Raw genomic sequence first — 23778 nt, 5'->3', positions numbered from 1 at the left:
CCTCTCGAATGGGTCCACGCAGCGGCGCGGGGTCAGCGGGCGTGCTGCGCGGCGGCCTCCCCTCTGCCGCGCGTGCGCGGCTTGGGTAGCGGGCGTGCCCGGTCGGCGTCGACTTGGCCGGGGCGGACGGTGAAATAGCGCTGGCGCCGCTGCAGTTCGGTCAGGCGGCGAACGTCGGGGCGCAGCCCGCGGCGCAGCCACCCGAGCACCGTCTCGCTGACCGGCAGCGTGGCGGTTCCGGCCTCCGCGACGGCGGCCTCGAGCGCAGCCTGGCCTTCGGCCGGATCGCCGCGCTTGATCAGCGCAATCCCCTTGCGCTCAAGGATGCTGCCGCGGTCGCGCCGCTGCAGTGGATTACTGACGCCGATCTCGCGGTAGTGCGCCTCGGCCCGCTCGCAGAAGGCGATCACGTCGCCGTAGTGGCCGGCGAGTTCCAGGCTCTCTAGCGCGCACTGGGTGTAGTGGCGGAAGAAGACCTCGGGCGCACGGGACGAAACGGCGAGGCGAAGCGCCTCGCGGTAGTGGCGCAGCGCCTCGACATGATCCCCGGCGAGCGCCGCGGCCTTGCCGGCCTCGGCAATCCCGAGGTGCATCTCGTGCGCACTGGCTGCGGCGGGGCGCGTCATGCCGCCTCGGCCGCTTCAAAAAGCATTGCCTCGATGCCCTGCGCCGCGAGCGCTTCGCGCAGGAGACGCGCCTGGAGCTCCGGCATGAGGTAGGGCAGTCGGATCGGCAGCGGCCGCGCACTCAGCCCTTCCGCCTCGGCTCCGAGCACGGAGAGCGTCCGCGCAAGACGCGAGCGAGAGGGCGCCGAAGTGACCTCAACGCCGAGGTGCAGGAAGGTCATGAGATCGGCCCGCACTTCGAGGTTCGCCTGCGCCAGCGCGGTCATCGTCCCGGCGAGCGCCTCGTTCGGCAGCGCTTCGATGACCGTGATCGGGAGTGCCTCGAAGAGCCGTGGCAGGACCGTCTCGGGAATGCCTGCGACCGAGGCGAGCGTCGCCAGCGCCTCGGGCGTCGGCGCGCCGCCTGTCAGCACAACGTCGAAGCGGAGGAAATCGCGGTTGATGACCCGCAAGGCCGCGACGCGGTGATGGGCCGCCCAGATTGCGTCGGCCGCGGCACGATCGAGACCGGTCAGGAGACAACCACGCTCTGCGAGCGGCGTGTGCCCTCGGCGCCTCAGCTGCCCGAGCAGACGCGTCCGCGACGCCGCATCTCCGTCGCCGAGGAAGACGTCGTAGGTGGCGGTGTCGGGATCGGACGCCAGGAGGTCCGCGCCGTCGCCGAGCCGCTCCCGCAGCGCCGCGACCGTCGCGCCGCTGACCTGTCCCAGAACGACGCCCGGCTGCTGCGCGATAAGCCGAGCCGCGCCGCCCGCATCGATGCCCAGGAACGTGCCCAGCGACTCGGTAATCGCCGAATGGCGGCCAGTGTCGGTGATATGGAGCGCGACGTCGAAGAGCGGCTCCTTCGCCGGCGGAGGGGCCGCCTCATCCTCGACGCAAGCTTCGCAGCCGACGTCGCGAAGCAGCTCGGCCATGCGATGCGCGATCTCTGGCTGCAGACCGTCGACGAGTATGGTGGGAGCCCGGTAAAGCGCCGCCATCACCCTTTGGACCGGCACCCCGAGCCCGATTGCAATGGAGGCGGCCTGACCCGGAGTCGCCGTGCCGATCGATGTGACGGTGACGCGGCGCTCGCAGCCGGATCTTTCCGTCACGGCCGTGGAAATCGCTTTTCCCATCCCGTCTCCGAAATGGCTAGAGAAAGAAAATGGACAGCGGCAATTGCCGGTGGTGCGGTCTAATAAACTATCAGCTTCAGATGGTACCAGAGTGCCGGTTTTTGGCAAGCGCAGACTTACGCAGGGTCAGGCGGCTCTCGCCCTCACCAGATCGCCGCAGCGCCGCGGCCGTCGGCGCCGGATTGCGAAGCTGTTGGCTCTGCGACAGCCATTGCGGCGAACGGCTGTGGCGTGCAGGCAGCGATGGGTCAGACTGAGAGGCATGCGATGCTGCCGTGGCACCAACTCGGATCGGCGATGACGCCGGAGGGCACAATCCTGCGCCTGATGCGCCGCGGCGACGAATTCTCGATCCGGCTCGACGGAGGGAACGAGCTGATGAACAGCCGTCTTAGCGGGTCGGAGGAGGCGCTGGCGACGCTCGCCATCGAGCAACTTTCCGATCGCTTCGCATCGCGGCTGCTCATCGGCGGGCTCGGCATGGGGTTCACGCTCCGCGCGGCGCAGGCGATGGTCGGTCTCGAGGCGCATCTGGTTGTCGCCGAGATCGTGCCGGAACTGGTCGACTGGGCCACGGGGCCGATGTCCGCGCTCTTCGGCGACAGTCTCGCCGATCCGCGAGTCGAAGTGTGCGTATCTGACGTTGCGGTGCAGATCCGCGAGGCGGCGGGAACCTACGACGCCATTCTACTCGACGTGGACAACGGCCCCGACGGACTCACCCGGCCGGGCAACGACGCGCTTTACAGCGAGCGGGGACTAACAGCGGCGCGTCGGGCGCTGGCGCCCGGGGGCGTGCTCGCCGTCTGGTCCGCCGCGCCACATCGCGACTTTACCCGTCGGCTCCAGAAGTGCGGCTTCGATGTCCGCGTGGTACAGGCGCGTGCCGTGCGCGGGAAACGCGGCGGACGGCACACGATCTGGCTCGCAAAGCTCGCTTAGCCAGAAGGCGCCGCGAAGAACGCCTGAAGCTTGGCCGAACGACGTGCTCTTGCCATCCTGCATTCCAGATCAAGCGGCGGTTTAGGACCTGCATCTGACCTCGTCCTGAAGTGTAGGGCGGTTCGCGTCGACGTGGTAGCGTGGCGGCGCAGCCGACAGCGATGCCGTCGCCCGCAAGTGCCTGAGGCAACCGGCCTTCGGGAGCACGTTCCACGAAAATCTGGAGGAGGACCACTACATGACGTTGCAAGCCAAGCCCGACTCGCTGATGCGACTGAGCGCGGCAGTCGCCGCACTTCTCTGTCTCGGGTTATCGCCGTCCGTGGCACAAGAGACGCCCGACGCTGCTGAGGAGGCGGACACGGTGGATCAGGCCGCCGTGTCCGGCGCGGCCGGGACGCGAACCCGCTATCTGAATCCCGTCATCGAGCGACTAGCCAACGGGCAGCCATTCATCGGCGTCAGCACCGCAAATCTCTCGCCCGAGCACGCCAAAGCGCTGGCGCAGGCGCCAATCGACTATGTCTACGTCGATTTCGAGCACAACCCGATGGACATGAGCGAGCTCTACCGCTTCTCGCTCGCCACCATCGACCGCGCCGCGATTCACGAGCGCGGCAACCTGCAATCCGACATCGCAATATTCGCGCGCTTCCCGCCATACGGTCGTGAGCAGGTGGAATGGATTTCGAAGCAGGCTCTCGATCTGGGGCTCATGGGAATCATCTTCAACTCGATCAACAATGCCGAGGAGGCTGAATTCGCGGTGCGGACGATGCGCTATCCGCCTAGGCGTGACGCCGAGATCCCCGAGCCCGCGGGACTGCGCGGCTGGTCCCCCGGCAATGCCACCTGGCTCTGGGGCATCCCGTCATCGGAATACGCCGAGGTCGCGGACGTATGGCCGCTGAACCCGGACGGTGAACTCTTGGCCATAATGATGGTGGAGACGGCGGAGGGTCTGGAGAACGTGGATGCGATCGCTTCGACGCCCGGAGTCGGCGCGATCTTTGTAGGGGCGTCCGATCTGTCGCGGTCCTTGGGCGTTTCGAGCAGCTCCCCGGAAATCGACGAGGCGCGTGCGACGATTCTGGAGGCCTGCCTCGCGCACAACGTGGCCTGCGGCGAGTCGATCGCGGCCGGAGAAATGGCGGAGCGGATCGAGGCCGGGTGGATGATGCTGAACCTCGGGGGCGCGAGCGGAGGGCTGGGCCCCAACAATGCCGCCGCTCTGGAAGCCGCGGAAGAGGCCATTCCCGAGCGTTGAGATGCCTGCGGGGCATGCGGTGTCGGTGCGCATCCCCGCAGCCCTGGTCTTGCGAAAAGCGTGAACTGATAGACTGCGCGGCGGGGGCTCCCTCCGCCGCGCCTTGGCTGAAAGACTAGTTGGAAGGCTCTACAAGTTCGAATTTCTGTATGCGCTGTCCCGTATTGACCTCGGTCGTGTAGACGTTGCCCGCCTGGTCGATGGCGATATCGTGCACGACGTGGAACTGGCCCGCATTGCGGCCCGGCCGACCGACGCGAGCGACCGTCTCCGCCGCCTCGCGGTCGGCGATGCGCATCTCGTTGTTCGATCCGTCGACCATGATGACGAACCGTTGCTCGGGGTCGTTCGAAAGAACCAGGTCCGAGACCGAGCCGCTGAGGAGCGTATCCCGCTCGTAATATGCCTCGTTCACGAACGTGCCGTCCTTCTCGAACACCTGATAGCGGTTGTTCACGCGATCGCAGACGAAGACACGGTTCTCTGCCGACAGCCTGACGCAATGGACCGGGCTGCCGAACTGCGGCGCGTCGCCCGTCCGCGGATCCTCGGGCGGCGTCACGCTGTCGTCGGGCTGGTTGCCATAGGCGCCCCAGTGACGCTTGTACTCTCCGGTTTCGCTGTCGAAGACGATGACGCGGCGGTTGCCATAGCCGTCGGCCACGTAGACCTCGTTCGCCTCCTCGTCGACGTCGAGGTCCGCCGGACGGCCCAGGTTTTCGGTATCGTTGCTGCCCTGGTTCGCGCCGGGTGCACCGATCTGCATGAGGAACTCGCCCTCGGGTGTGAACTTCAGGATGTGATTGTCGTCCTCGGCATTGCCGCCGATCCAGACGAAGCCCTCGTCGTCGACATGGATGCCGTGCTCGTTTGCCGGCCAGTCGTATCCCTCGGCCGGACCGCCCCAGGCGTCGACCAGATTGCCCTCCGGGTCGAACGCCACCACTGGCGGCGCGGGATAGCAGCACTTGTTGATCGGCGGGTCCTGCGTCACCCCGACCTCGCGATCACTCAGCGAGCGCGGCCGGTGCAGGAACCAGATGTTCCCGTCCGGCCCGACGTCGGCGCCGGAGACCTGCCCGAGCACCCAGTTGTTGGGCAGCGGCTTTGGCCAGAACGGATCGACGCGGTAGTGCGGAACGCCCTCTGCATCGACGCCTTCCTCGACTTCGGTGCCCTGAGACATCACCACTTGCTGCTCCGTCGGGATGTCGCGTGGCGAATAGTCGGTGATGGACTGCGCGGCAGGAGGGACCTCCTCCTGCGCCGCCGCGAATGGTGCGTGACAGACTGCCATCGCGAGGATCCCGGCGCCCAGAACGGGCCGGATCGTGAGCCGCTTTGTCATGGTACTCCTCCCAAGATGCCGATCAACGCCAGTCCGGCGTGATCTTCGCTAGCGTCGCACAACTTGCAGAATGCGTCGACGCTTCAGTGGGCGATTGCTCCAGGCGCGATTATCGACAAAGTGGATTGACCGGCGCGATTTTTCGATGATCAATTGCGCGAGAAACAACAAACGACAACGGGGAGGAACGATGCGGCTGTTCTATGCGGACGATTACAGGCTCTGCGTGCTCGCCAACGAGCAGGCCATCGACATCACACCGCTCGTCGAGGATCTGCCGCATCTGCGGCGCGAGGATCTCATGGCGGCGCTGATCGCCAACTTCGACAGCTATCGAGACAGGATCGCTGCGCACGTTGCGGAGGCGAGCGGCCCGCCGGTGAGCTCGGTCCGTGTCCGCGCCCCGCTGCCGCGGCCGCGCAACATCGTCTGCATGGCGACGAACTACCTGGAGGATGGCACGCTGTCCGAGCCGAAGCCGATCAACGCGTTCCACAAGGCGCCCAACGCCGTCATCGGACCCGACGACACGATGGTTCTGCCCGACGTGCCCGCCAGCAACTTCGAGTGCGAGGCCGAAGTCGCCGTGATCATCGGCAAGCGCGCCGCCAACGTCGGCGCCGACACGGCGATGGATCACGTCTTCGGCTATGTACCCTTCCTCGACGGCTCGGCCCGCGGGCTGCCGCCGGATCGCAACGTCTTCTTCCAGGGCAAGTCGCGCGAGACATTCGCGCCGATGGGTCCGTGGATCGTCACCGCCGATGAGGTCCAAGATCCGTACGACATCCCGATCAGGCTCTGGGTCAACGGCGACCTGAAGCAGAGCTTCAACACCTCGGACATGGGGCACAACATCGCCCGCTGCATCGAGTGGGCCAGCAGCATCCATGCGCTCGAGCCTGGCGACGTCCTCGCCACCGGGACGAACCACCGTGGCCTCAGCAGCATCCAGGATGGCGACAGGGTCGAGCTGGAATGCGGCGGCATCGGGCGGCTCTCCATCTCGATCCGCGACGAGCTGAAGCGGACCTGGCCGCGCGAGACGCGTCTCGAGCGGCAGGAGAAGGGGCTCGAGGCGCTACCGCCGCAGAGTTCGGGCAAGTACGCGTCCGAGCCGGCGGCGTAGGAAGTGCGGGCGCGGGGAGGGCGCCCGCACTTCGGCAAAAAAAACCGAAAGGGAGGAAAGCAACATGACTGCAATGAGGACCTCAGGTCTCGGTGCGATTGCTCTTGGGTTGGCACTCGCCGGCCCGGTGGCCGCGCAAGACCTGGAGCAATACACCTACGTGTCGCCGAGCCCTTCGGCGATCAACTCGTATGTCGTCTTCGTAGCCATAGGCGAGGGCTATTTCGCGGACGAGGGACTCGAGATCATCCCGCAGGCGGTGAACGGTTCGTCGGCGATCCTTCAGGCGCTGGCTTCGGGTCAGGCGCAGTTCGGACGACCAGGGCCCGCGCCGGTGATCCTCGCCAACGCGCGCGGCGAAGAGATCGTGTTCATCTACAATTCGCTGCCGCGCAGCTCGTTCGGGATCCTCGTGCCGGAGGAGTCGGAATACCAGGAGCCTGACGAACTCGCCGGGAACGCGATCGGCGTCGGCACCGCCGACGGGGCCGAGGTGGGCTTCGCGCGGACCATCCTCAACGATTACGGCATGAGCGAGCCTGAGGACTACACATTCATCCCCGTGGGTGACGGTGGCACGGCGCTCGCCGGCCTGATGCGCGACGAGATCGTGGCCTATGTCGGCAGCACCGCCGACCGCGCGATCCTGACCTACCGCGGCATGCCGATGCGCAACATCACTCCGGAGCGGTTCCAGACGCTCTTCGGCAACGGCTACGCGGTGACGCGCGAGTTCCTCGAGGAGAATACAGAGGCTGTCGAGGGCTTCGGCCGGGCGCTGGTGCGGGCCAACAACTTCACGCGCGATCCAGCGAACCGCGAGCGTGTTCTCGAGCATCTGGCGGCGGGAAATCCGCAGGAGGGCGAAGACAAGGATTTTGCCAACGCGCTGCTCGACCAGGTGCTGGAGAACGGCATTCCGCACAACATGGAGAACGGCTGGGGCTACAACGACCCCGAGCACTGGCAGGAATGGCACGACAGCCTGGTTGCGAGCGGCGAACTGGAACAGCCGCTCGACGATCTCGAGAGCGTCTACACGAACCAGTTCATCGAAACATGGAACGCCGAGTGAACGCAGTTCCACACGAGACGGAGTCGGCCGCGCAGGACGCGCGGCCGATCTACGTGCTCACCGACGTCAGCAAGGTCTTTCCCAAGCGGAACGTCCATGCCCTTGACCACATCAACCTGACGCTGAGGGAAGGTAGCTTCTCTTCGGTCATCGGCGCGAGCGGGTGCGGGAAGTCGACGCTGCTCAAGATCATGGCGGGGCTGCAGCCGCCGTCGGAAGGCTCGGTCATGCTGGACGGCCGCCCGGTGCTCGGGACGCGGGACGACATCGGAATGATGTTCCAGCAGGCAACGCTTTTCCCGTGGCGCACCGTGATCGAGAACGTGGTGCTGCCGATCGAGATCCGCGACGGTAAGGCGGCGGCCCGCGCGGCGCATGACCAAGCGCGCGAGCTGCTGGGGATGGCGGGCCTGTCGAAATTCGCTGGCGCCTACCCAAACGAGCTTTCGGGCGGAATGGCCCAGCGGGCGGCGATCTGCCGAATGCTGGTCTCCAAACCCTCGGTGCTGCTCCTCGACGAACCCTTCAGCGCGCTCGACGAGCTGACGCGCGATTTCATGAACATGGAGCTCCAGCGAATCTGCATGGAGCGCAACGCGACCGTCTTCCTCGTCACCCACTCGATACCCGAGGCGGTGATCCTCTCCGACGTCGTCTACGTGATGTCGCCCCGCCCGGGACGTTTCGTCGAGGAAGTCGTGGTCAACCTGCCGCGGCCGCGGACGCTGGACATGATCACGACGCCACGGTTCGGCGCGCTCGTGGACCGAATCCGGGGCCATCTCGAAATGGGAGTACTCGAATGACCCATGTCTCTCCGGCCGACGAAGGGGTTCACATCGCCGCGTCGAGCGGTGCGGTGTCTACAGTCTGGGTCGAGGAGGGCTCCTGGTTCGACCGGGTGCCGCGCTCGGTCGCCATGGCGGCAATCTTCGTTCTCGGCGTTGGGCTCTGGCAGCTCGTCGTCGTCACAGGCATCGTCTCGCCGATCATCCTGCCCTCGCCCGTCGAGACGGCCGAGCAGATCTGGTTCGTGGGACACAACCTCCTCACCGGGGGGTACATGCTGACCTCGCTCTGGATCACGATGAAGGAAGTATTCTACGGCTTCGTCCTCGCGATCGTTCTCGGCTTCACGCTGGGCGTCATCGTGGGCGAGACCGCATTCGGCGAGCGCGCGCTGATGCCCTATCTCGTGGCGTTCGACACGATGCCCAAGGTCGCGTTCGCGCCGCTTTTCATCGCGTGGCTGGGCTTCGGGATCGAGTCGAAGGTCGCGCTCGCGACCTACATCGCGACGTTCCCGATTATTGTCGGGACGGCGGCCGGCCTGCACGCGGCCGACGAGAACGCGCGGATGCTCTTCAAGACGTTGGGTGCGAGCCGTTGGCAGACCCTCGTCAAGATGAAACTGCCCACCGGAATGCCGCATTTCTTCACTGGCCTGAAGATCGGCTCGGTCGGCGTGATGGCCGGCGCCATCACCGCCGAGTTTCTCGGCGGTGGCAAGGGCTTCGGCGAGCTGATCCGGATCGCCTCGACCAACCTGCACACGGCGCGGGTGTTCTCGCTGATCATTTATCTCAGTCTCGTCGGCATGCTGATCTTCATGGCGGTCGTGTGGGCACAGAAACGCTTCGTGTTCTGGCAGAAGTCGAGCGCGGTGATGGAGCACTGACAGGCTCCGCCGGGTTTGAGGGGAGCAAGGCGTCCCGATGAGCTGACGCAGGGCCCCGGCGGCATCGATCGCAGCGGTCGGGGGCGGATTGAGTGGAGATCAGGCGTGGTACACGCGCGGACGGACGACGCGCCGGGCAAGGCCACCTCGCTGGGCATCTCGACGTTCGAGGCGATCAAGAAGGACATCCTCTACGCCGAGCTCCGCCCGGGCGAGCAGCTGCGGCTGCGCGTTCTCTGCGACCGCTACGGCTGCGGCGCCTCACCGATACGCGAGGCGCTGAGCCAGCTCGCCAGCCACGGGTGGGTCGTCCGGCTGGACCGGCGCGGGTTCTTCGTGGCACTGACGTCCGAGGCCGAATTCCAGGACATCCTCATGAACCGGTGCTTTCTCGAGACCGAGGCTCTGCGCCGCTCGATCGCCTCCGGCGACAGCACGTGGGAGGAGGAGGTGCTCCTGGCGCATTTCCGGCTGGGGCGTGTCCCCCGCTTCGGAAGCGCCGAGGACACCGACATCAACCGTGACTGGGAGCACGCGCACAAGACATTCCACATGGCCCTCATCTCCGCCTGCGGCTCGCCGATCCTGGCCGCGAACTGCGAGAAGCTTTATGACCTCAACATACGCTATCGCTTCCAGTCGCGCCGGAAGTCTCGCCGCACCCGGACCGTCTCGACGGAGCACGACGCCCTGAAGGACCTGGTCCTGGCGCGGCGTGCCGACGACGCGGTGGAGGCGCTCGAGAGGCACTACCTGAAGACCGGCAGTTTCCTCTTCGAAGCGCAGGGCAACGCGGCGGAGGTGAGCGAGGGCTGACTTCAGGCGGATCTGCGCGAGCGCAAAGGCGCGTCAGGTCGCCGACAGCAGGATTGGAAACGATGTTCCGTTCAGCTGGCATACGCGCGCAGGAGTATGTCGTGCGCCGCACGCATAACCCTGTTCGGGATCTTGCAGTGCGGCTCAGGAAAAGTCCCTGATCGGCAGCTTAGCTCCGCGTGTTCGCCAAGTGATGCCGACGCCTTGACCCTTGGCCTTGCCCCCGCAGATGCGCCGAAATGGGCTTGGGCTGTTCTTCAGAAAAAAGATAATCGGATGCGCAGGTTCCGGCTCAGCAAGATATATGCGATCACGATCCTGAAGGAGCATGCGGGCCTGCGTTCAATGAAGAGGAGAACAGTCAGCTCAAGGAACTGCTGGCGGAGACTGTGGCGAAAGTCCCGATGCTGTACGAGCCGTGACTTTGACATTCAGGATGTGTTTTTCTCAGGACCACGCCTGCGTTCTGGGGGAGATCGCGCCCGAAGACGTTGCGACGCCTTTCGACTCGGCCGGTCGACGACGACCTGCGTGTCCGCGCTATCGCCGCCGGCACCTCCTGCTGCAAACTGACTCACAATACGCTGTTCCGCCTGTATCGCGAAGAACGACTGGCCGCACGGCGACGCGGCTGACGCAAGCGGACTCGAAAAGTCCGCGCGCCGATGGCAAGGGCCAAGTCTTGGGCGCGGGTGGACGAAATTCACCCACCGATGCCCTCGCCGAAACCTCGCTCTCCGAAGCGCGCATGACCCGCCGGAGATCGATCGCGATCGTCGAACTGCGCGGCCGGCGGGCGATCATCAGCGACAAGGAGACTGAGTTCGGATCGAACGCCACATCGACCCAGGCGTCTTCCACAGGAGGAGAATGACACGATGTCCCGCCGGGAATACTGGGAGCAGGATCAACTCGTCCTCGGCGTTGATTCCGCTGAACTGCAAGAGCGTGGAATCGGCGGAACAGATCGATGCCTGACGCCGGTCAAGAGCCGCATCACTCGGATCCACACTTGCGGGCGCCGAGCAGTCAGGTCTCTAAAGGAACGAACAGGAGATGATGAAGCGCTGATCGAAAGGGTCCACCATGCCGTTAAAGCCCGTGCTCCTTGCTGCTGCCCTCCTCGTGCCCCTCGCTGCCTCGGCGCAAGAGAGCTTTGCGCCGAAGGTCCTCGTCATCACGATGTTCGACGGAGAGACCGAGCCTTGGCGCGACAACCTCGACCTCACCCGGCGAATTGATGTCCCCGGGCTGCCGGAAAGCGCACCGGAGCTTCTCTGCGACGACGATCTGTGCGTGATGACTACCACGATGGGGTTCGCCAACGCCGCCTCGTCGGTCGCCGCCGTAGCCTTGTCCGACGTGGTCGACCTGTCGGAAAGCTACATCTTGATCGCAGGGATCGCGGGGGTGGACCCCGAGCAGGGAACGCTCGGCTCGGCGCATTGGGCGCGCTGGGTCGTCGATGGCGGACTGCGCCATCTGATCGACCCGCGCGAGATCCCGGCGGACTGGAGCACCGGGTCCCTGACGCTCGGCACCACCGAGCCGGGCGGCGAAGGCGGGTGGTCGGCGGGATCCGAGGTCTACGAATTGAACGCAGATCTGGTCGAACGGGCGCTGGAGCTTACCCAAGAAGTGGAGTTGGCCGACAGCGACCGCGCGGCCGAGTATCGCGCCAGCTATGATGCCGAGGCGGCACGCCGGGCGCCCTTCGTGAGCGCTTGCGACACCGTCTCGTCCGACACCTATTGGCACGGGCGGATCGTCGCCGAGGCGATGGAGGACCGGACGGAGCGATTGACCGACGGCGCGGCGACGTATTGCACCACTCAGATGGAGGACAACGCGACATTGACCGCGCTGTCGCGCGCGGCCGAGGCAGGCGCGGTGAATTTCGACAGGATCGCCGTGCTCCGGACTGGCTCCAACTTCGACCGCCAGCCCGAGGGGGGAAGCGCGGCGGCCTCGCTCGCGGCGGACTCTGGCGGCTTCGGCCCGGCGACAGAGAATGCCTTTCGCGTCGCCAACGCGCTGGCGCAGGAGATCATCCGCAACTGGGACGACTGGAAGGGCGGCGTGCCTACTGAGCCGTGAATTACGGCCGACTGCACTCGCGAAGCCTGCGGTGCAACCGATAGGGACGGTATCGAGGTGCCAGCTGCTACCGGCAGTGGCGCCTCGTCGCGAGCGGGTTTCTTGGCGAGAACGGCGGTCGACGTCGACGATCGTGTTAGCTGGGCGCGTCCCTGCGGCAAAACTTAGCCATCCGGCGAACCTTTTTGCTTGCTCCTTTGCCGACGCCCGTCATACTTAGACGTATGGCTAAGCATGATCCGGATCTCTCGCTGCTCTTCCACGCTTTGGCTGATCCGACCCGCCGGTCGATCCTGACGCGGCTTGCCGAGACGCCCACGCGCGTGACGGATCTGGCCAGCCCTACCGGGCTGCGACTGCCAACGGTGATGCGGCACCTCTCCGTGCTGGAGGAAGCAGGTCTGATAAGCACGTCGAAGGACGGGCGGACTCGTACCTGCGCCATGGTTCCCGAGGCCCTGGAGCCGGTGCGGGCGTGGCTTGATGAGCAGCGGGCCATCTGGGAGGCCCGGCTCGATCGGTTGGACGCATTCGTGATGATGGCGAGGAAGGATGGCTACAGATGACACGATGCTTGACTGAGGACAGTGCGCCGCATGCTCCGACAGATGAGGGAAGGAGCCGTTTCGCGACGCTCACCTTCGAGCGGGACGTGGCCGCGCCACCGAACGCGCTGTGGGAGGCATGGACGGCCCCGGCGGCGCGGGCGGTCTGGGCTGCGCCATCGCCTTCGGTCAGCGTGGAGTTCCTTGAGGCCGACACCAGAGTCGGTGGCCGTGAGGTTTCGCTCTGCAAGGTCGCAGGCGAACCCGACATCCGCTGCGATTGCGGGTGGCTGGAACTGCAGCCGACGGCACGCAGCGTCAATTATGAGGTGATCTCGTTCGACGGCGTGACGCGATCGGCAGCGCTGGTGACGGCGGAGATCTCGGGCGCGGAGGAAGGCAGCCGGCTGGTCGTGACGGTGCAGCTCTCGTCGCTGGTGGAGGGTATGGAGGCCGGGTACCGGCAGGGGTTCGGCGCCGGCCTCGACAACCTCGTCGGGGTGGCTGAACGGACCATGGTGCTGCAGCGGTTCATCCAGGCACCGCGATCCGTCGTGTGGGGCGCCTGGATGAACCCGGAAACGCTGCCGCAATGGTGGGGGCCGGATGGCTTCTCCTGCCGGACGCAGCGGATCAACCTGCGAGCGGGCGGCGAGTGGTTGTTCGACATGATCGCGCCCGACGGCACCATCTTTCCGAACCACCACCTCTATGTCGAGGTCCGGCCCGAGGAGAGGATCGGTTACACATTGCTCTGGGGCGAGGACGGGCCGAAACATGCCGATGCCTGGGCCTCGTTCGAGGATCGGGACGGGGCGACGAAAGTCACGCTAGGGATGGTCTTCAGCACGGCTGCGGAGTTTCAGCAGGCGAAGGAATTCGGCGCCGTGGAACTGGGTCTCCAGACCCTCGGCAAGTTGGCCCGCTTCGTCGCATCCTCTTGATAAGCTGCGCCGGGACGCATTCATGCCAAGAGCGGCGGCTTCATCCCGTCGACCGCGCCGATAATGTTGCCTGAGCCCGTGCTTCATCGCAGGAAACTGCCGACTGCCGGTAGTTCTGCGGGCTGGGCCGGGGCGGCAGGATGGCGGATCAGTCGCTTTCCGACCTATCGGCACGACAAGTTCCGCGAGTGCAACCTGCCGAGGCAGGTATATCCCGCACGGGCAGCGACGCCTGAAGGAGAACCTGTCTCGGGCGAGAGCTTCGCCGTCGATGCCGCCTGCTCTCGGCGGATGCCAGCAGGACCCGCCCCCTTCGAGGCGGCCTCACCGTCGCAGCCGAAGTTCGAGGCGAAGTGCGACAAGGCGACTCAATGGGCGCGCGCTCAGGGATGCCGGTCCTGCTTCGCCTGCGCCGAGGCCTGTTTGATCGACACCAGGTGCTTCGTCATCATGTACGGTGAGTCGAGAGGAGAGCGCCATGCGGCGTCATCGGTGAGGCCGAAGTCGGCGCCTCGCAGACGTTGCTGGACCGAATGGAGGAAGACTTCAGCATCAGGGGCATTGTCCCAGTTGCTTGCGTGCAGGAGGCCGCGCGCGGAGCCATCGGCGTAGCGCGGTACGGGACTGGCGGTGACGCTGGCGGCCACCGTGCGCCACCGTACTTGAACCAACGGCGCATCGATGGCTCACCCTCGGCGCTTGCCGACCTCGTTCACCGCGACAGCGACCATCACGGCAGGGCTGATGGTTTGGGCATGCCCGATACCGGTTCGAGGGCGTGCCCGAACCCCATTCTCGCGAACCTCGACGCAGGTCAATCGAGCCAGAGGAAGGGCCGTCGGCGAATGCGTCGACCCCTCCAAGGGACGGGAGAGGAACGCGCTCACGCGCTCGTCGGTCTCGACGCAAAGCCGGCCGACCTGACTCTTAGACATGCCGCCCGCGCCAATGGCCTTGACCAGGGATCATCAATGGACCGGCTCGAGACGCCGTGGACGCAGGCTTCCTTGCGCGAGTAATTGGATCGGTCGGCGCATGCGCCATTGGTCCGGGCGACGATGGCAAACCCAGAGGTGCCGGATTCACCGAATGCGCAATGCGCCGTCGCATGCCTCGGCCAGGCAGTGCGCCGCGGTCGCGGCGATGCTGAAGTCGAACTCTGCGCAGGAGAGCAAGGCCGATGCCGAGCCCCGGTGGAACACCGAGGTCGACGCGGATCCCGAGAGAAGATTGAGAAGCTCGGCGCCTTCACGGACGCGTCTGGGGACGGCGTCCTGTCCTGCATGGCCTGCCCTCGCCGGCACCGGGTCCAGACCGCCTGCACCAACTCTTCGAACGGCTGAACCACGAGTTCGGCACGGCGATGTCATCAGCATCTTGCCGAACGACGAGGCGGTCGCGCTGTTCGTCGGGCATCCGCCATAGGCCTCGGATCGTCGACGTATACGTCGACCAGCCTCATGGCGAACTGCACGAGACCAACAACGAACAGCCGTGGCGCGACCTTACTTGTCGCTCGAAACCCTCGCGCGCGTCGACAATCCGGCCATCGTGCGCCGGTGTCGGTCAGGCGAGGCCGACCGTGCGGGCCTTTTCAACAAGGTACCGGCGTCCTACCAGCATGTCGTCGAGCGTGCCGAACTGGTTCATGTAGTGACCGGTGAAGCCCGCCGCCTCAATTCGGCGGAACATGTCGGCGAAGTCCATCGTGCCCTCGCCGGGCTGAAGGTGCTCCTCGACTTCGCCGCGGCAATCGGCGAGGCGCACCTCGCGACAGCGTCCGAAGTCGATCGCGTCGACGAATCCGGCCACGTCCTCGGGGTAGAGATGCGCATGGTTGGCGGTAAACGCCATTTGCAGGTTTGGCGAGGTCAGTCGCTCAAAGTACCAGCGGATCTCACCGAGCGTGCAGCAGAGATAGTGCACCTCGGCATGGTCGGGCTCGCGGTTGGTGTTCTCGAGCAGGAGTGTGATGCCCTGCGCCTCGGCATGGTCCACCGCGCGCTGCAGCCGCTCGAGCCCCGCCTGGCGGCGCCGCTCGTAGTCCGACGTGAAGTGGTAGCCGGCGTGAACGATGACCCAGCCGGCGCCGGTGAGCGCAGCGAGGTCGATGTAGCTGCGGAGGTACGCGTCCGCGGCGTCCGAGACGTGCGGCGAGACCTCCGCGATGTTGACGCCCGAGAGCGTGTGGAGCCCAAGCTCCACCCCCGTCTCCTGGCAGAGCTCGCGGATCGCCGCCGCGCGCGCGGGCATTTCGGCCAGAGCGTTCGGTGCGAGGTCCGTCTGCACGTCGAGATACTTGACGTCGTTTGCGGCGGCCCATCGGATTGCATCCTCGGCGGGAAGATCGCGCCCGACGTCCATGCCGATGCGTTCGAAGAGGCTCATGCGGGGACTCCTTACTGGCGGTCAGGTGGCGCGGCCGGTGACAAGCCACGCTGTCGCGGTCAATGACCGAGGGCCGTCGGCATCGCCGGAGAGGTAGGCTTCTCGCACCGCGTCGCGGACCCGCACCTGCGTGGCCTCGTCGAGCGCGGCGACGTAGCCGCCGACCGGCCCTTGACCACCAAGCAGTGGCAGCCAGTAGTCGTCGAAGTTCTGGAAGTCCATGCGGATGGTGAGCGACCTGCGCGTGACATCGACAATGCCCGCCTCTTGCCAAAGGTCGCCCAGGCCATCTGGCTTGGCGAGCGGGTGCGAGAAGATGCGGGCGCGCACCTTGGCCGCGCCGGGCTCGATGGCCGCGGCAGTGTCCCACAGCATCCGCTGGTAGACGAGGCCGCCGCGGAAGTCCCAGCCGGCCACTGCCACGAGACCACCCGGCTGCACGACGCGGTTCATCTCGCGCGCCGCGGCAATGGGTTCCGACATGAAGTTGAGCGCGATCGTCGCATAGGCCGCGGCAAAGGCATCGTCTTCGAACAGCAGCTGTTGCGCGTCCATCTCGATGAATTCGGCAGCTCCGGTATCCGTGCGAGTCCTCGCGTGGTCGAGATAGGCGGACGCGACGTCGATGCCGACGATGCGGCGGCCCGACGAGATGGCGGCGAGCGCGGCGGTCATGCTGCCGGTGCCGCAGGCGACATCGAGAATCGCGCCGTCGCCTCCCGGCGGGGCCGCTTCGGCCACGGCGTCGCCGAGCCGGCGGGTCCAGCGGCCGATGAAGCGTTCGTAGGCGGGGCCGTCGTTGGCCTGGTAGGTCGAGGACATCTGAGCGCGTTCCTTTCTGGTCACCCGACCTGCGCGGGCAGCCATGTCGCGAGCTGCGGCACCGCCATGAGGACGAGCGTGAAAACGATGATCAGCAGGAAGAACGGCAGGTTTGCGAAGAAGATCTTCAGCTGGTCGGTCTCGGCTATTCGGGACGTGATGATGAGCGCGATGGCGAGCGGCGGCGTGAGCTGGCCGATCACCACCGCCATCACCATCAGCGTGCCGAAGTGCAGCAGGTCGACCTGATAGATGATCAATGTCGGCAGGATAACCGGAACCAGCACCGGGATCAGCGGGTCGAGGAACATGCCGGCGATGATCGCGAGGACCATCAGGATCAGCAGGCGGGCAAACATGCTGTCGCCGGGGGTGAAGACGTCGATCAGCGACGCCATCGCCTGCGGCACCTGCGCGCTCGAGAGGCTCGCTCCGAGGGCGAAGGAGAGGCTGACAATGATGAGGAGCTCGCCGGTCATCTGCAGCGCCGCGACGAAGGCGCGGTAGAGGCCACGCAGGTCCAACGTGCGATAGACGAAAAGCGAGAGCAGGATCGCGTAGACCACCGCGAAGGCGCCGCCTTCGGATGGGGTGAAGACGCCAAGCACGAGCCCGCCGACGATGATCAGCGGTGTGCCGAAGGCGAGCGACGCGCGCGAGCCGGTGCGCGCGATCTCCTTCAGCGAAAGGTCACCGTGCCGCACCCACTTGCGGCGCCGGGCGAGGAACGCGATCGCGACCATGAAAGCGCCGCCGAGCAGGAGACCCGGGATCAGCCCGGCGATGAAGAGCGCGCCCAGCGAGGTGCCGGTGACCGCCGAGTAGAGGATCATCGGCGAGGAGGGCGGGATCAGCGGCCCGATGCCGGACGACGAGGCGCTGACCGAGGCGGCAAGCTCGGACGAGTAGCCCTCGCGCTTCATCGCCGGGATCAGGATCGAGCCGGAGCCGGCGAGGTCGGCGGTCGACGAGCCGATCATGCCGCCGAAGAACATCGAGGTGAGCACGTTGACCTGCGCGAGACCACCGCGCATCCAGCCGACGAGGGCGCGGGCGAAGTCGAAGAGGCGGCCGGAGATGCCGCCCGCGTTCATGATGACGCCGGCGAGCACGAAGAGCGGCAGCGCGATAAGGGTGAACTGGCTGACGCCCGAGACCATCGTCTGCGGCACCATGATGCCCCACTGGCCGCCGGCCACGAAGTTGAAAGACACCGCCGCGAGAAGCGCGGCGACCATCGGCATCCCCAGGACGAGCAGGATCAGCATCATCCCGATGGCGGCGAGAGAAACGATCATTCGGACAACCTCGTGCGGAAGGAAACGGTCACCGCCCGCCGCTCCCGTGTCCGACCGCGTCCTGGACCGCGACGATGAGGTAAGCGACGGCCGCAATGGCCGGGCCGATGACCATTGCGGACATGAACCAGACCTTGTCGATTGGCAGGTAGATCAGCCGGTCGCCGCCGAAGAGGCCGACATAGCGCATCGACACGAAGGCGAGCCACAGGAAGACCGCGGCCGCGAAGACCGAGGCGGTAATCGTCAGCACACGGTAGACGGGGCGAGGCAGCAGGCTGGCGAAGAACTCGATGCGTATGACCTGCCGGCGGCGGATCGCCAGGAACATGCCGGTCATGCCCAGCCACGGCAGCAGCGACAGCACGATCTCGTCGCCCCAGATGAAGGTGAAGCCGAGGGCGTAGCGGCCGACGGCGTTGAAGAACACGAGGCCGAGGATTGTGGCGAAGATCGCCACGCCCGCGAGTTCGGCAATCAGGTTGATCGTCCGGTCGAACCGGCCGAGGCCCTGGTCGTATTCGAGAAAGTCGGCGGCACGCGATGCTTCCTCGATCTGGCGGCCGAGATCCTCGTCATCTGGGTCGCGGGTCATTCTCTACCCCCTGGACGGCGGCGAAAGGGCCCGCGGACGGTGCCGCGGGCCCTGCACAGTTGGTTTATTCGCTGACGCGGTCGATGACGCCCTGCGCAAACTCCGACCCGGCCATCTCGCCGACCTGGTCCCAGATCGGACGCGCGGCTTCCTTGAAGGCGGCGAGGTCGATGTCGTTGACCTCCATGCTCTGCGACAGCTCCTCGAGCAGCGTCGCGTCGCCCTCCGTGCCCAGTTGGCGGGTGTACTGCGCCGCCTCGAGGGCGGCGGCGTTCACCGCCTCCTTCTGCTCGTCGGTGAGCGCGTCGTACCTGGCGCCGTTCATCACCAGCGTGACCGGCGAGTAAACGTGGTTGGACATCGAGAGGTAGTCCTGCACCTCGAAGAGCGACCGGTTCTTGATGGTGATGAGCGGGTTCTCCTGCCCATCGACCGTGCCCTGCTGCAGCGCCAGGTACAGCTCGCCGAAGTTCATCGAGATGGGCTGCGCGCCGAGCTCGGTGAACGACAGGATGCGCGCCGGGCTGCCGGGCACCCGGATCTGCACGCCCTCGAGGTCGGCAGGCACGTTGATCGGCCGCACGTTGTTCGTGATCTGCCGGAAGCCGAGTTCGCCGAACGCAAGCACCTCGAGGCCGGCGGACTCCCGCATCGACTGCCGCAGCTCCTCGCCGACCTCGCCATCTAGCAGGCGAGCAATCGTCTCACGGTCCGAGAACAGGAACGGCATGTCGAAGATCGCCCACTTGCCGTCGAGCGTCACTGCATCCGAGCCCATCGGATAGACGTCGATCTGCCCGGTGCGGATCATCTGCAGGTGCACGTTCTCGTCGCCGAGCGCCTGGGTGTGGAACAGCTCGTGGTCGAAGTCGTCGCCGAGCTCGGCCTCGAGGTTCTGCGCGAACCGCTCGGCCATGCGCAGGTCGAGCCCAGTCATCGGGTTCTCGCCCGAGATCCTCAGGCTCAACGCCTGCGCGCTCGCGATATCTGCGCCGCCCAGGGCGAGCGCGCCGATCGCTCCGATCGTCAGGCTTCTCATGAATGTCATCTCGTCGTCTCCTCTGTTGGTCGCGCTCTTGCGGCGCTGCTCCGGCCGACCATTCCGGCCGCGCGATCGGCCACTATGCGGCCGCATCCAGTGTGTCCCTCATCACGTCGCGGTCGAGCTCGACGCCGAAGCCTGGCGCGTCAGGTACGCGAAGGCGGCCGTCCTCGACCTCGGGGACTGCCTTGAAGAGCGCGCGCTCGACCTGCTCGACCCCGAGATGCGTCTCGGCGAGCGTGCCGTTGCGGAAGCCGGCGACGTGATGCAGACAGAATATTCCGCCACCGCCCGCGTCGGAGAGCGGCCGGTCGTAGATCTGCGCCAGATGCGCGACCCGGCGCGTTTCGGTCATGCCGCCGTTGTAGAGGCTGTTCGGCATGAAGATGTCGATCGACCCGTGCTCGACGAATTCGCGGAACCGCGCCGAATGGCCGTCCATCTGGCCCGCGGAGAGCGGGATGATCGTCTTCGCGCGCAGGATCGCGAGGTCGCGCGGATCGTTGCGCCAGACCGGGTCCTCGAACCATGCGATGTCGCAGTCCTCGATCATGCGGGCGAGGCGCTGCGCCTCGTCGAGAGGCAGGCTCTCGTTCGCGTCAACGGCGATGGTCGCCGCGTCGCCGAGCGACTCCCGCAGGTGGCGGACACGCGCGGCGTCCTCGCGGAGACCGCCCTCCGCCACGCCGACGAGCATCTTGAAGCGGCGATGTCCACGATCCTGCAGGTCTTTCGCAACCTCGACGAGCTGGTCGCGGTCGAACGCGCCGAACCCGAAGGTGACGTAGCACTCGGCATGATCCTTGTGCCCGCCAAGCAGTTGCGCGACCGAGCGGCCGGCAGCCTTGCCGATGATGTCCCAGAGGGCGAGGTCGAGGCAGGACAGCGCCGCCAGGTTCACGCCGATGGTCTGGCCACGCTCGGACACGAGCTTGTGCAGCCGGTCGTTGATGCGCTCGAGGTCGCGCGGATCCTCGCCGATGACGGCAGGGGCGAGGTGCTGCTGCACGATTGCCGCGACGCCGTGGGGCAGGAAGCGTGACGCCATGCCGATGCCGACGTGGCCCTCGTCGGTCTCGACCTCGCAGACGATGCGAACTGCGTCCCCGGCGGGCTTTCCCACGATTGGCAGGCGCGTGTCGAACCGATGCACAGTCGCGCGAACCTCGGTGATCTTCATCCGAAAACGTCTCCCTGTTCCGCCCGGCCGCAGATCTGTCTGCGGATTTTTCTCATGATCGCTGCGCCGGTGGTTGCGGCGCGGTCTGCGGTCATTTGTTGTGAGCTCGCCCGCAATCGTCGACCTCCACGCGCTCGACGGTCGTCTCCGCAGCGTCTGCGAACGTGATCCTCCCCCGTTCCCGATCCGCTCCTGCTTTTCACAGCGTCAATCAGAACTCTGCATCTTGCATTCATAATTCACAAGTGGAAATCTCGATGCCGGAACGGCTCTGCTGCGGGCAGCCTGGCGCGGTCGGCGCACGTCGCGAAGCGAGGAGTAATCTCTTGAGCGATCCCGCTGACCTGACCGCAATCGAGGCGCGACGCATGATCGGCCGCCGACAGCTGTCGCCCGTCGAACTGGCGCAGGCCTGCATCGCACGCGTCGAAGCCCTCGATCCCGCAGTCAACGCCGTCGTCGCCCGCAACTTCGATCGACTGATGGACGAGGCGCACGGTGCCGAGGCGGCCGTGGCGCGCGGGGAACCGCTCGGCGCCCTGCATGGCCTGCCGGTCGCGATCAAGGACATGAACGACGTGGCCGGCCTGCCGACCACCTACGGGTCGGAGATCTTCGCCGACAATGTTCCCGACAGCGACGATTCCCTAGTGGCTTCCGTGCGTGCCGCGGGAGGGCTGATCCTTGGCAAGACCAACGTGCCGGAATGGAGCGCCGGTGCCAATACGCGCAACCGCGTCTTCGGCGTGACCGCCAATCCCTACGACCTCGAGCGTACATGCGCAGGCTCCTCAGGCGGATCTGCGGTGGCGCTGGCGACGCGAATGGCGCCGCTCGCGACCGGGTCCGATCTCGGCGGCAGCTTGCGCAACCCCGCCGCCTATTGTGGCGTCGTGGGGTTCCGGCCTTCGCCGGGTGTCGTTCCCGGCACCACCAGCGAAATGGCTTTGCTGCCCATGTCGACGTCCGGCCCGATGGCGCGGACCGCCGCCGACGCGGCGCTGCTTCTGTCGGTGCTGTCGCGGCCCGACCGGCGCGATCCGTGGTCACAGACGGGCGGCGGGCGCGCCGCCGCACCGGACTCGGCGTCCCTCGCGCCGCTGCGGGCGCCCGATCTCTCGCGCCTGCGGGTCGCGGCGACCGAGGACTTCGGCTTCGCGCCGACCGAAAGCGTGGTGCGCGAGGCGTTCCGCGACCGAGTCAGGCGGCTCGCCTCCCATCTGCGGATCGAGCACGCCACCCCCGACTGTCCGCAGGCGGATCGGATCTTCGCGGTGCTGCGTGCGGTGGGCTTCCTCGGCACGCATCGCGACCGCATGGAGCGATACCCGGAGAAGGTCGGCCCCAACGTCCGCGCCAACGTCGAGGAGGGTCTGCGCTACTCGGCCCGCGACGTGGCCGAGGCCCTCGCGGCGCAGGCGGTGTACTACCGCGCGTGGCAAAACTTCTTCGAGAGCGTCGACTTCGTGCTGAGCCCGGCGGTGACAGTCAGCCCGCGGAACTGGCGCGAGCTCTACCCGGCGGAGATCGACGGCCAGCCGACGCAAAGCTACTACCATTGGCTGGCGCTCGCCTATGCCACAACGATCGCCGGTCACCCGTCGGTGACGATCCCGTGCGGGACCGATGCGAACCGGATGCCGTTCGGTCTGCAGATCGTCGGGCGGCGCAACGACGACGCCGGCGTGCTGGCGGTCGCGGCCGAACTCGAGGCGGTGATCTCGTCGGACGCTTCGATGCGCCTCTCACGGCCCGATCTCGACGCGCTGGCCGCTGCGCGCCCTCTGCGCGAGGTCGAGGGCTTCCGGGATCTGTAGACAACGCGGGAGCCTGGATGAGAAACGGGCCGTCGCAGCGAAACCGAGCCTCACGCCGAGGCGGAACATCGGAGAAAGGATCAGTCGATGTCGATCAAGAGCATCCTTGCCGCCTATTCCGGCGATGCCGAGGGGTCGAGCGGTCTGAGACTGGCGGCGCTGATGGCGCGCAAGTACGACGCGCACCTGACCGGCGTCGTCTGGCACGGGCCGAGCTTTCTCGAGAGCCGTTATCGCGGTTATCTCAATCAGGAGGTGCTCGGCGTGCTTCGCGAACGCGACGCCGAGCTTGTCGGCGAAATCCGGCGAGACTTCGCGGCGCGAGTCGCGGCTGAGGACCTCGGCTCGCGCAGCACGTTCCTCGACCTTACAGGGAGGAGCGACTTCAATCTCGCCGCGTGCGCCCGCGGCTACGATGTCGTCGTGATGGGCGCACGCGCGGCGAAGGTTGGTCGGGAGCACTTCGTCGCACGACCCGATGTCGTGGCGCTGCGCAGCGGCCGCCCGCTCATCCTGGTGCCGCAGGACTATGCCGTGGCGGAGATCAACGAACATGCGCTTGTCGCATGGGATGGCAAGCGGGCCGCCGCGCGAGCGCTCGGCGACGCGATGCACATTCTTGAGACGAAGAGCCGCGTGACCGTTCTCACGGTGGGAGATCGCGATGCGCTGCCAGAGAGGCCGGGTGACGATGTTCTGGCGCTGCTGCGTCGGCACGGCATCGCGGCCGAGGCGCTGGTGCGGCCCGCCGGACGCGGCGGCATAGGGCGGACTGTTCTCGATGCCTGCGCGGAGGTCGGGGCCGGTCTTCTGGTGATGGGGGCCTACGAGCACAGCAAGTTCAGCGAGGACATCCTCGGCGGCGTGACGCGCGATATCTTCGACCACGCGCAGATACCGGTGCTGATGTCGCACTGACGCTTGTTCGCATGCGGCTCAGGCGCGGTGCTGCCGCTTTTCGCTGCTTGCCTTTTCGAGGCTTTTGCGGAGTGCGTTGAGCTTGTTCTGGAGGTGCAGGCGGAGGATGCGTGCGAGGCGGTTGGCGTCC

23 protein-coding genes and 1 pseudogene are annotated in these 23778 nt (G+C 66.4%); 13 read left to right on the top strand and 11 right to left on the bottom strand.

The features are described 5' to 3' along the window. Window positions 1-32: 32 nt before the first annotated feature. Both JM664_RS03475 and JM664_RS03470 read right to left on the bottom strand, forming a co-directional pair. Window positions 33-626 (bottom strand): hypothetical protein, encoded by a 594-nt coding sequence (locus JM664_RS03475; protein ID WP_227418518.1) that lies wholly within the window; start codon window positions 624-626, stop codon window positions 33-35. Then, window positions 623-1723, bottom strand: coding sequence for a hypothetical protein (locus tag JM664_RS03470; RefSeq protein ID WP_227418517.1), 1101 nt, complete (start codon window positions 1721-1723; stop codon window positions 623-625). Before JM664_RS03470 ends, JM664_RS03475 begins: the two co-directional genes overlap by 4 nt. A gap of 267 nt (window positions 1724-1990) precedes the next feature. On the opposite strand from JM664_RS03470, the gene JM664_RS03465 reads away from it, so the two are divergent. Both JM664_RS03465 and JM664_RS03460 read left to right on the top strand, forming a co-directional pair. Further along, entirely contained in the window at window positions 1991-2689 is a 699-nt protein-coding gene (locus JM664_RS03465) for a spermidine synthase (protein WP_227418516.1), read from the top strand. 322 nt (window positions 2690-3011) lie between these two features. Next, window positions 3012-3956, top strand: coding sequence for an HpcH/HpaI aldolase family protein (locus tag JM664_RS03460; RefSeq protein ID WP_227418515.1), 945 nt, complete (start codon window positions 3012-3014; stop codon window positions 3954-3956). 115 nt (window positions 3957-4071) lie between these two features. Here the strand turns inward: JM664_RS03460 and JM664_RS03455 are convergent, their stop codons facing one another. Beyond that, the gene (locus tag JM664_RS03455) at window positions 4072-5304 is read right to left on the bottom strand and encodes an NHL repeat-containing protein (protein ID WP_227418514.1); all 1233 of its coding nucleotides are present in this window, start codon (window positions 5302-5304) and stop codon (window positions 4072-4074) included. Window positions 5305-5494: 190 nt separating this feature from the next. Between JM664_RS03455 and JM664_RS03450 the strand changes: the two genes are divergently transcribed. The 9 genes from JM664_RS03450 (at window position 5495) to JM664_RS03410 (ending at window position 13588) form a co-directional block, all read left to right on the top strand. Beyond that, window positions 5495-6433 carry a fumarylacetoacetate hydrolase family protein gene (locus JM664_RS03450; RefSeq protein ID WP_227418513.1) on the top strand — a complete coding sequence of 313 codons (939 nt, stop codon included), beginning with the start codon at window positions 5495-5497 and terminating at the stop codon, window positions 6431-6433. 64 nt (window positions 6434-6497) lie between these two features. Continuing rightward, on the top strand, window positions 6498-7508 hold the full coding sequence (locus JM664_RS03445) for an ABC transporter substrate-binding protein (protein WP_227418512.1): 1011 nt from the start codon (window positions 6498-6500) through the stop codon (window positions 7506-7508). Then, on the top strand, window positions 7505-8314 hold the full coding sequence (locus JM664_RS03440; protein ID WP_227418511.1) for an ABC transporter ATP-binding protein: 810 nt from the start codon (window positions 7505-7507) through the stop codon (window positions 8312-8314). The genes JM664_RS03445 and JM664_RS03440 overlap by 4 nt, the downstream gene beginning before the upstream one ends. Continuing rightward, the gene (locus JM664_RS03435; protein ID WP_227418510.1) at window positions 8311-9186 is read left to right on the top strand and encodes an ABC transporter permease; all 876 of its coding nucleotides are present in this window, start codon (window positions 8311-8313) and stop codon (window positions 9184-9186) included. Before JM664_RS03440 ends, JM664_RS03435 begins: the two co-directional genes overlap by 4 nt. A gap of 105 nt (window positions 9187-9291) precedes the next feature. Further along, a complete protein-coding gene (locus JM664_RS03430) occupies window positions 9292-10002 on the top strand; it encodes a GntR family transcriptional regulator (RefSeq protein WP_227418509.1) in 711 nt (236 codons plus the stop codon). A 682-nt stretch (window positions 10003-10684) separates the two neighbouring features. After that, a complete protein-coding gene (locus JM664_RS03425; RefSeq protein ID WP_227418508.1) occupies window positions 10685-10876 on the top strand; it encodes a hypothetical protein in 192 nt (63 codons plus the stop codon). A 212-nt stretch (window positions 10877-11088) separates the two neighbouring features. After that, a complete protein-coding gene (locus JM664_RS03420; RefSeq protein ID WP_227418507.1) occupies window positions 11089-12099 on the top strand; it encodes a purine-nucleoside phosphorylase in 1011 nt (336 codons plus the stop codon). Between the two features lie 224 nt (window positions 12100-12323). After that, complete coding sequence (locus JM664_RS03415; protein ID WP_227418506.1) at window positions 12324-12665, top strand: ArsR/SmtB family transcription factor; 342 nt, start codon at window positions 12324-12326, stop codon at window positions 12663-12665. Continuing rightward, window positions 12662-13588 (top strand): SRPBCC family protein, encoded by a 927-nt coding sequence (locus JM664_RS03410; RefSeq protein WP_264465496.1) that lies wholly within the window; start codon window positions 12662-12664, stop codon window positions 13586-13588. The genes JM664_RS03415 and JM664_RS03410 overlap by 4 nt, the downstream gene beginning before the upstream one ends. 383 nt (window positions 13589-13971) lie before the next feature. Here the strand turns inward: JM664_RS03410 and JM664_RS03405 are convergent, their stop codons facing one another. From JM664_RS03405 to JM664_RS03370, 8 genes and pseudogenes are all read right to left on the bottom strand, one after another. Beyond that, a complete protein-coding gene (locus JM664_RS03405; RefSeq protein ID WP_227418504.1) occupies window positions 13972-14235 on the bottom strand; it encodes a hypothetical protein in 264 nt (87 codons plus the stop codon). Between the two features lie 207 nt (window positions 14236-14442). Continuing rightward, a pseudogene (locus JM664_RS18960) lies at window positions 14443-14597 on the bottom strand (transposase); the annotation flags it as partial. Between the two features lie 557 nt (window positions 14598-15154). Then, window positions 15155-15976 (bottom strand): sugar phosphate isomerase/epimerase family protein, encoded by an 822-nt coding sequence (locus JM664_RS03395; RefSeq protein WP_227418503.1) that lies wholly within the window; start codon window positions 15974-15976, stop codon window positions 15155-15157. Window positions 15977-15997: 21 nt separating this feature from the next. After that, window positions 15998-16822 carry a class I SAM-dependent methyltransferase gene (locus JM664_RS03390; RefSeq protein WP_227418502.1) on the bottom strand — a complete coding sequence of 275 codons (825 nt, stop codon included), beginning with the start codon at window positions 16820-16822 and terminating at the stop codon, window positions 15998-16000. Continuing rightward, the gene (locus tag JM664_RS03385; protein ID WP_227418501.1) at window positions 16819-18096 is read right to left on the bottom strand and encodes a TRAP transporter large permease; all 1278 of its coding nucleotides are present in this window, start codon (window positions 18094-18096) and stop codon (window positions 16819-16821) included. Before JM664_RS03385 ends, JM664_RS03390 begins: the two co-directional genes overlap by 4 nt. A gap of 28 nt (window positions 18097-18124) precedes the next feature. Next, window positions 18125-18691, bottom strand: coding sequence for a TRAP transporter small permease (locus tag JM664_RS03380; RefSeq protein WP_227418500.1), 567 nt, complete (start codon window positions 18689-18691; stop codon window positions 18125-18127). 64 nt (window positions 18692-18755) lie between these two features. Beyond that, the gene (locus tag JM664_RS03375; RefSeq protein ID WP_227418499.1) at window positions 18756-19739 is read right to left on the bottom strand and encodes a TRAP transporter substrate-binding protein; all 984 of its coding nucleotides are present in this window, start codon (window positions 19737-19739) and stop codon (window positions 18756-18758) included. A gap of 73 nt (window positions 19740-19812) precedes the next feature. Then, window positions 19813-20913, bottom strand: coding sequence for a mandelate racemase/muconate lactonizing enzyme family protein (locus tag JM664_RS03370; RefSeq protein WP_227418498.1), 1101 nt, complete (start codon window positions 20911-20913; stop codon window positions 19813-19815). 326 nt (window positions 20914-21239) lie between these two features. On the opposite strand from JM664_RS03370, the gene JM664_RS03365 reads away from it, so the two are divergent. After that, window positions 21240-22730: an amidase gene (locus JM664_RS03365; protein WP_227418497.1), complete on the top strand. Its 1491-nt coding sequence runs from the start codon at window positions 21240-21242 to the stop codon at window positions 22728-22730. Window positions 22731-22817: 87 nt separating this feature from the next. Next, a complete protein-coding gene (locus JM664_RS03360) occupies window positions 22818-23648 on the top strand; it encodes a universal stress protein (protein WP_227418496.1) in 831 nt (276 codons plus the stop codon). The last annotated feature ends 130 nt before the right edge of the window (window positions 23649-23778 follow it).

The organism is Roseitranquillus sediminis (genome assembly GCF_016918935.1).
Taxonomy (GTDB): domain Bacteria; phylum Pseudomonadota; class Alphaproteobacteria; order Rhodobacterales; family Rhodobacteraceae; genus Roseitranquillus; species Roseitranquillus sediminis.
This window is presented reverse-complemented; position numbering and strand designations above follow the sequence as displayed.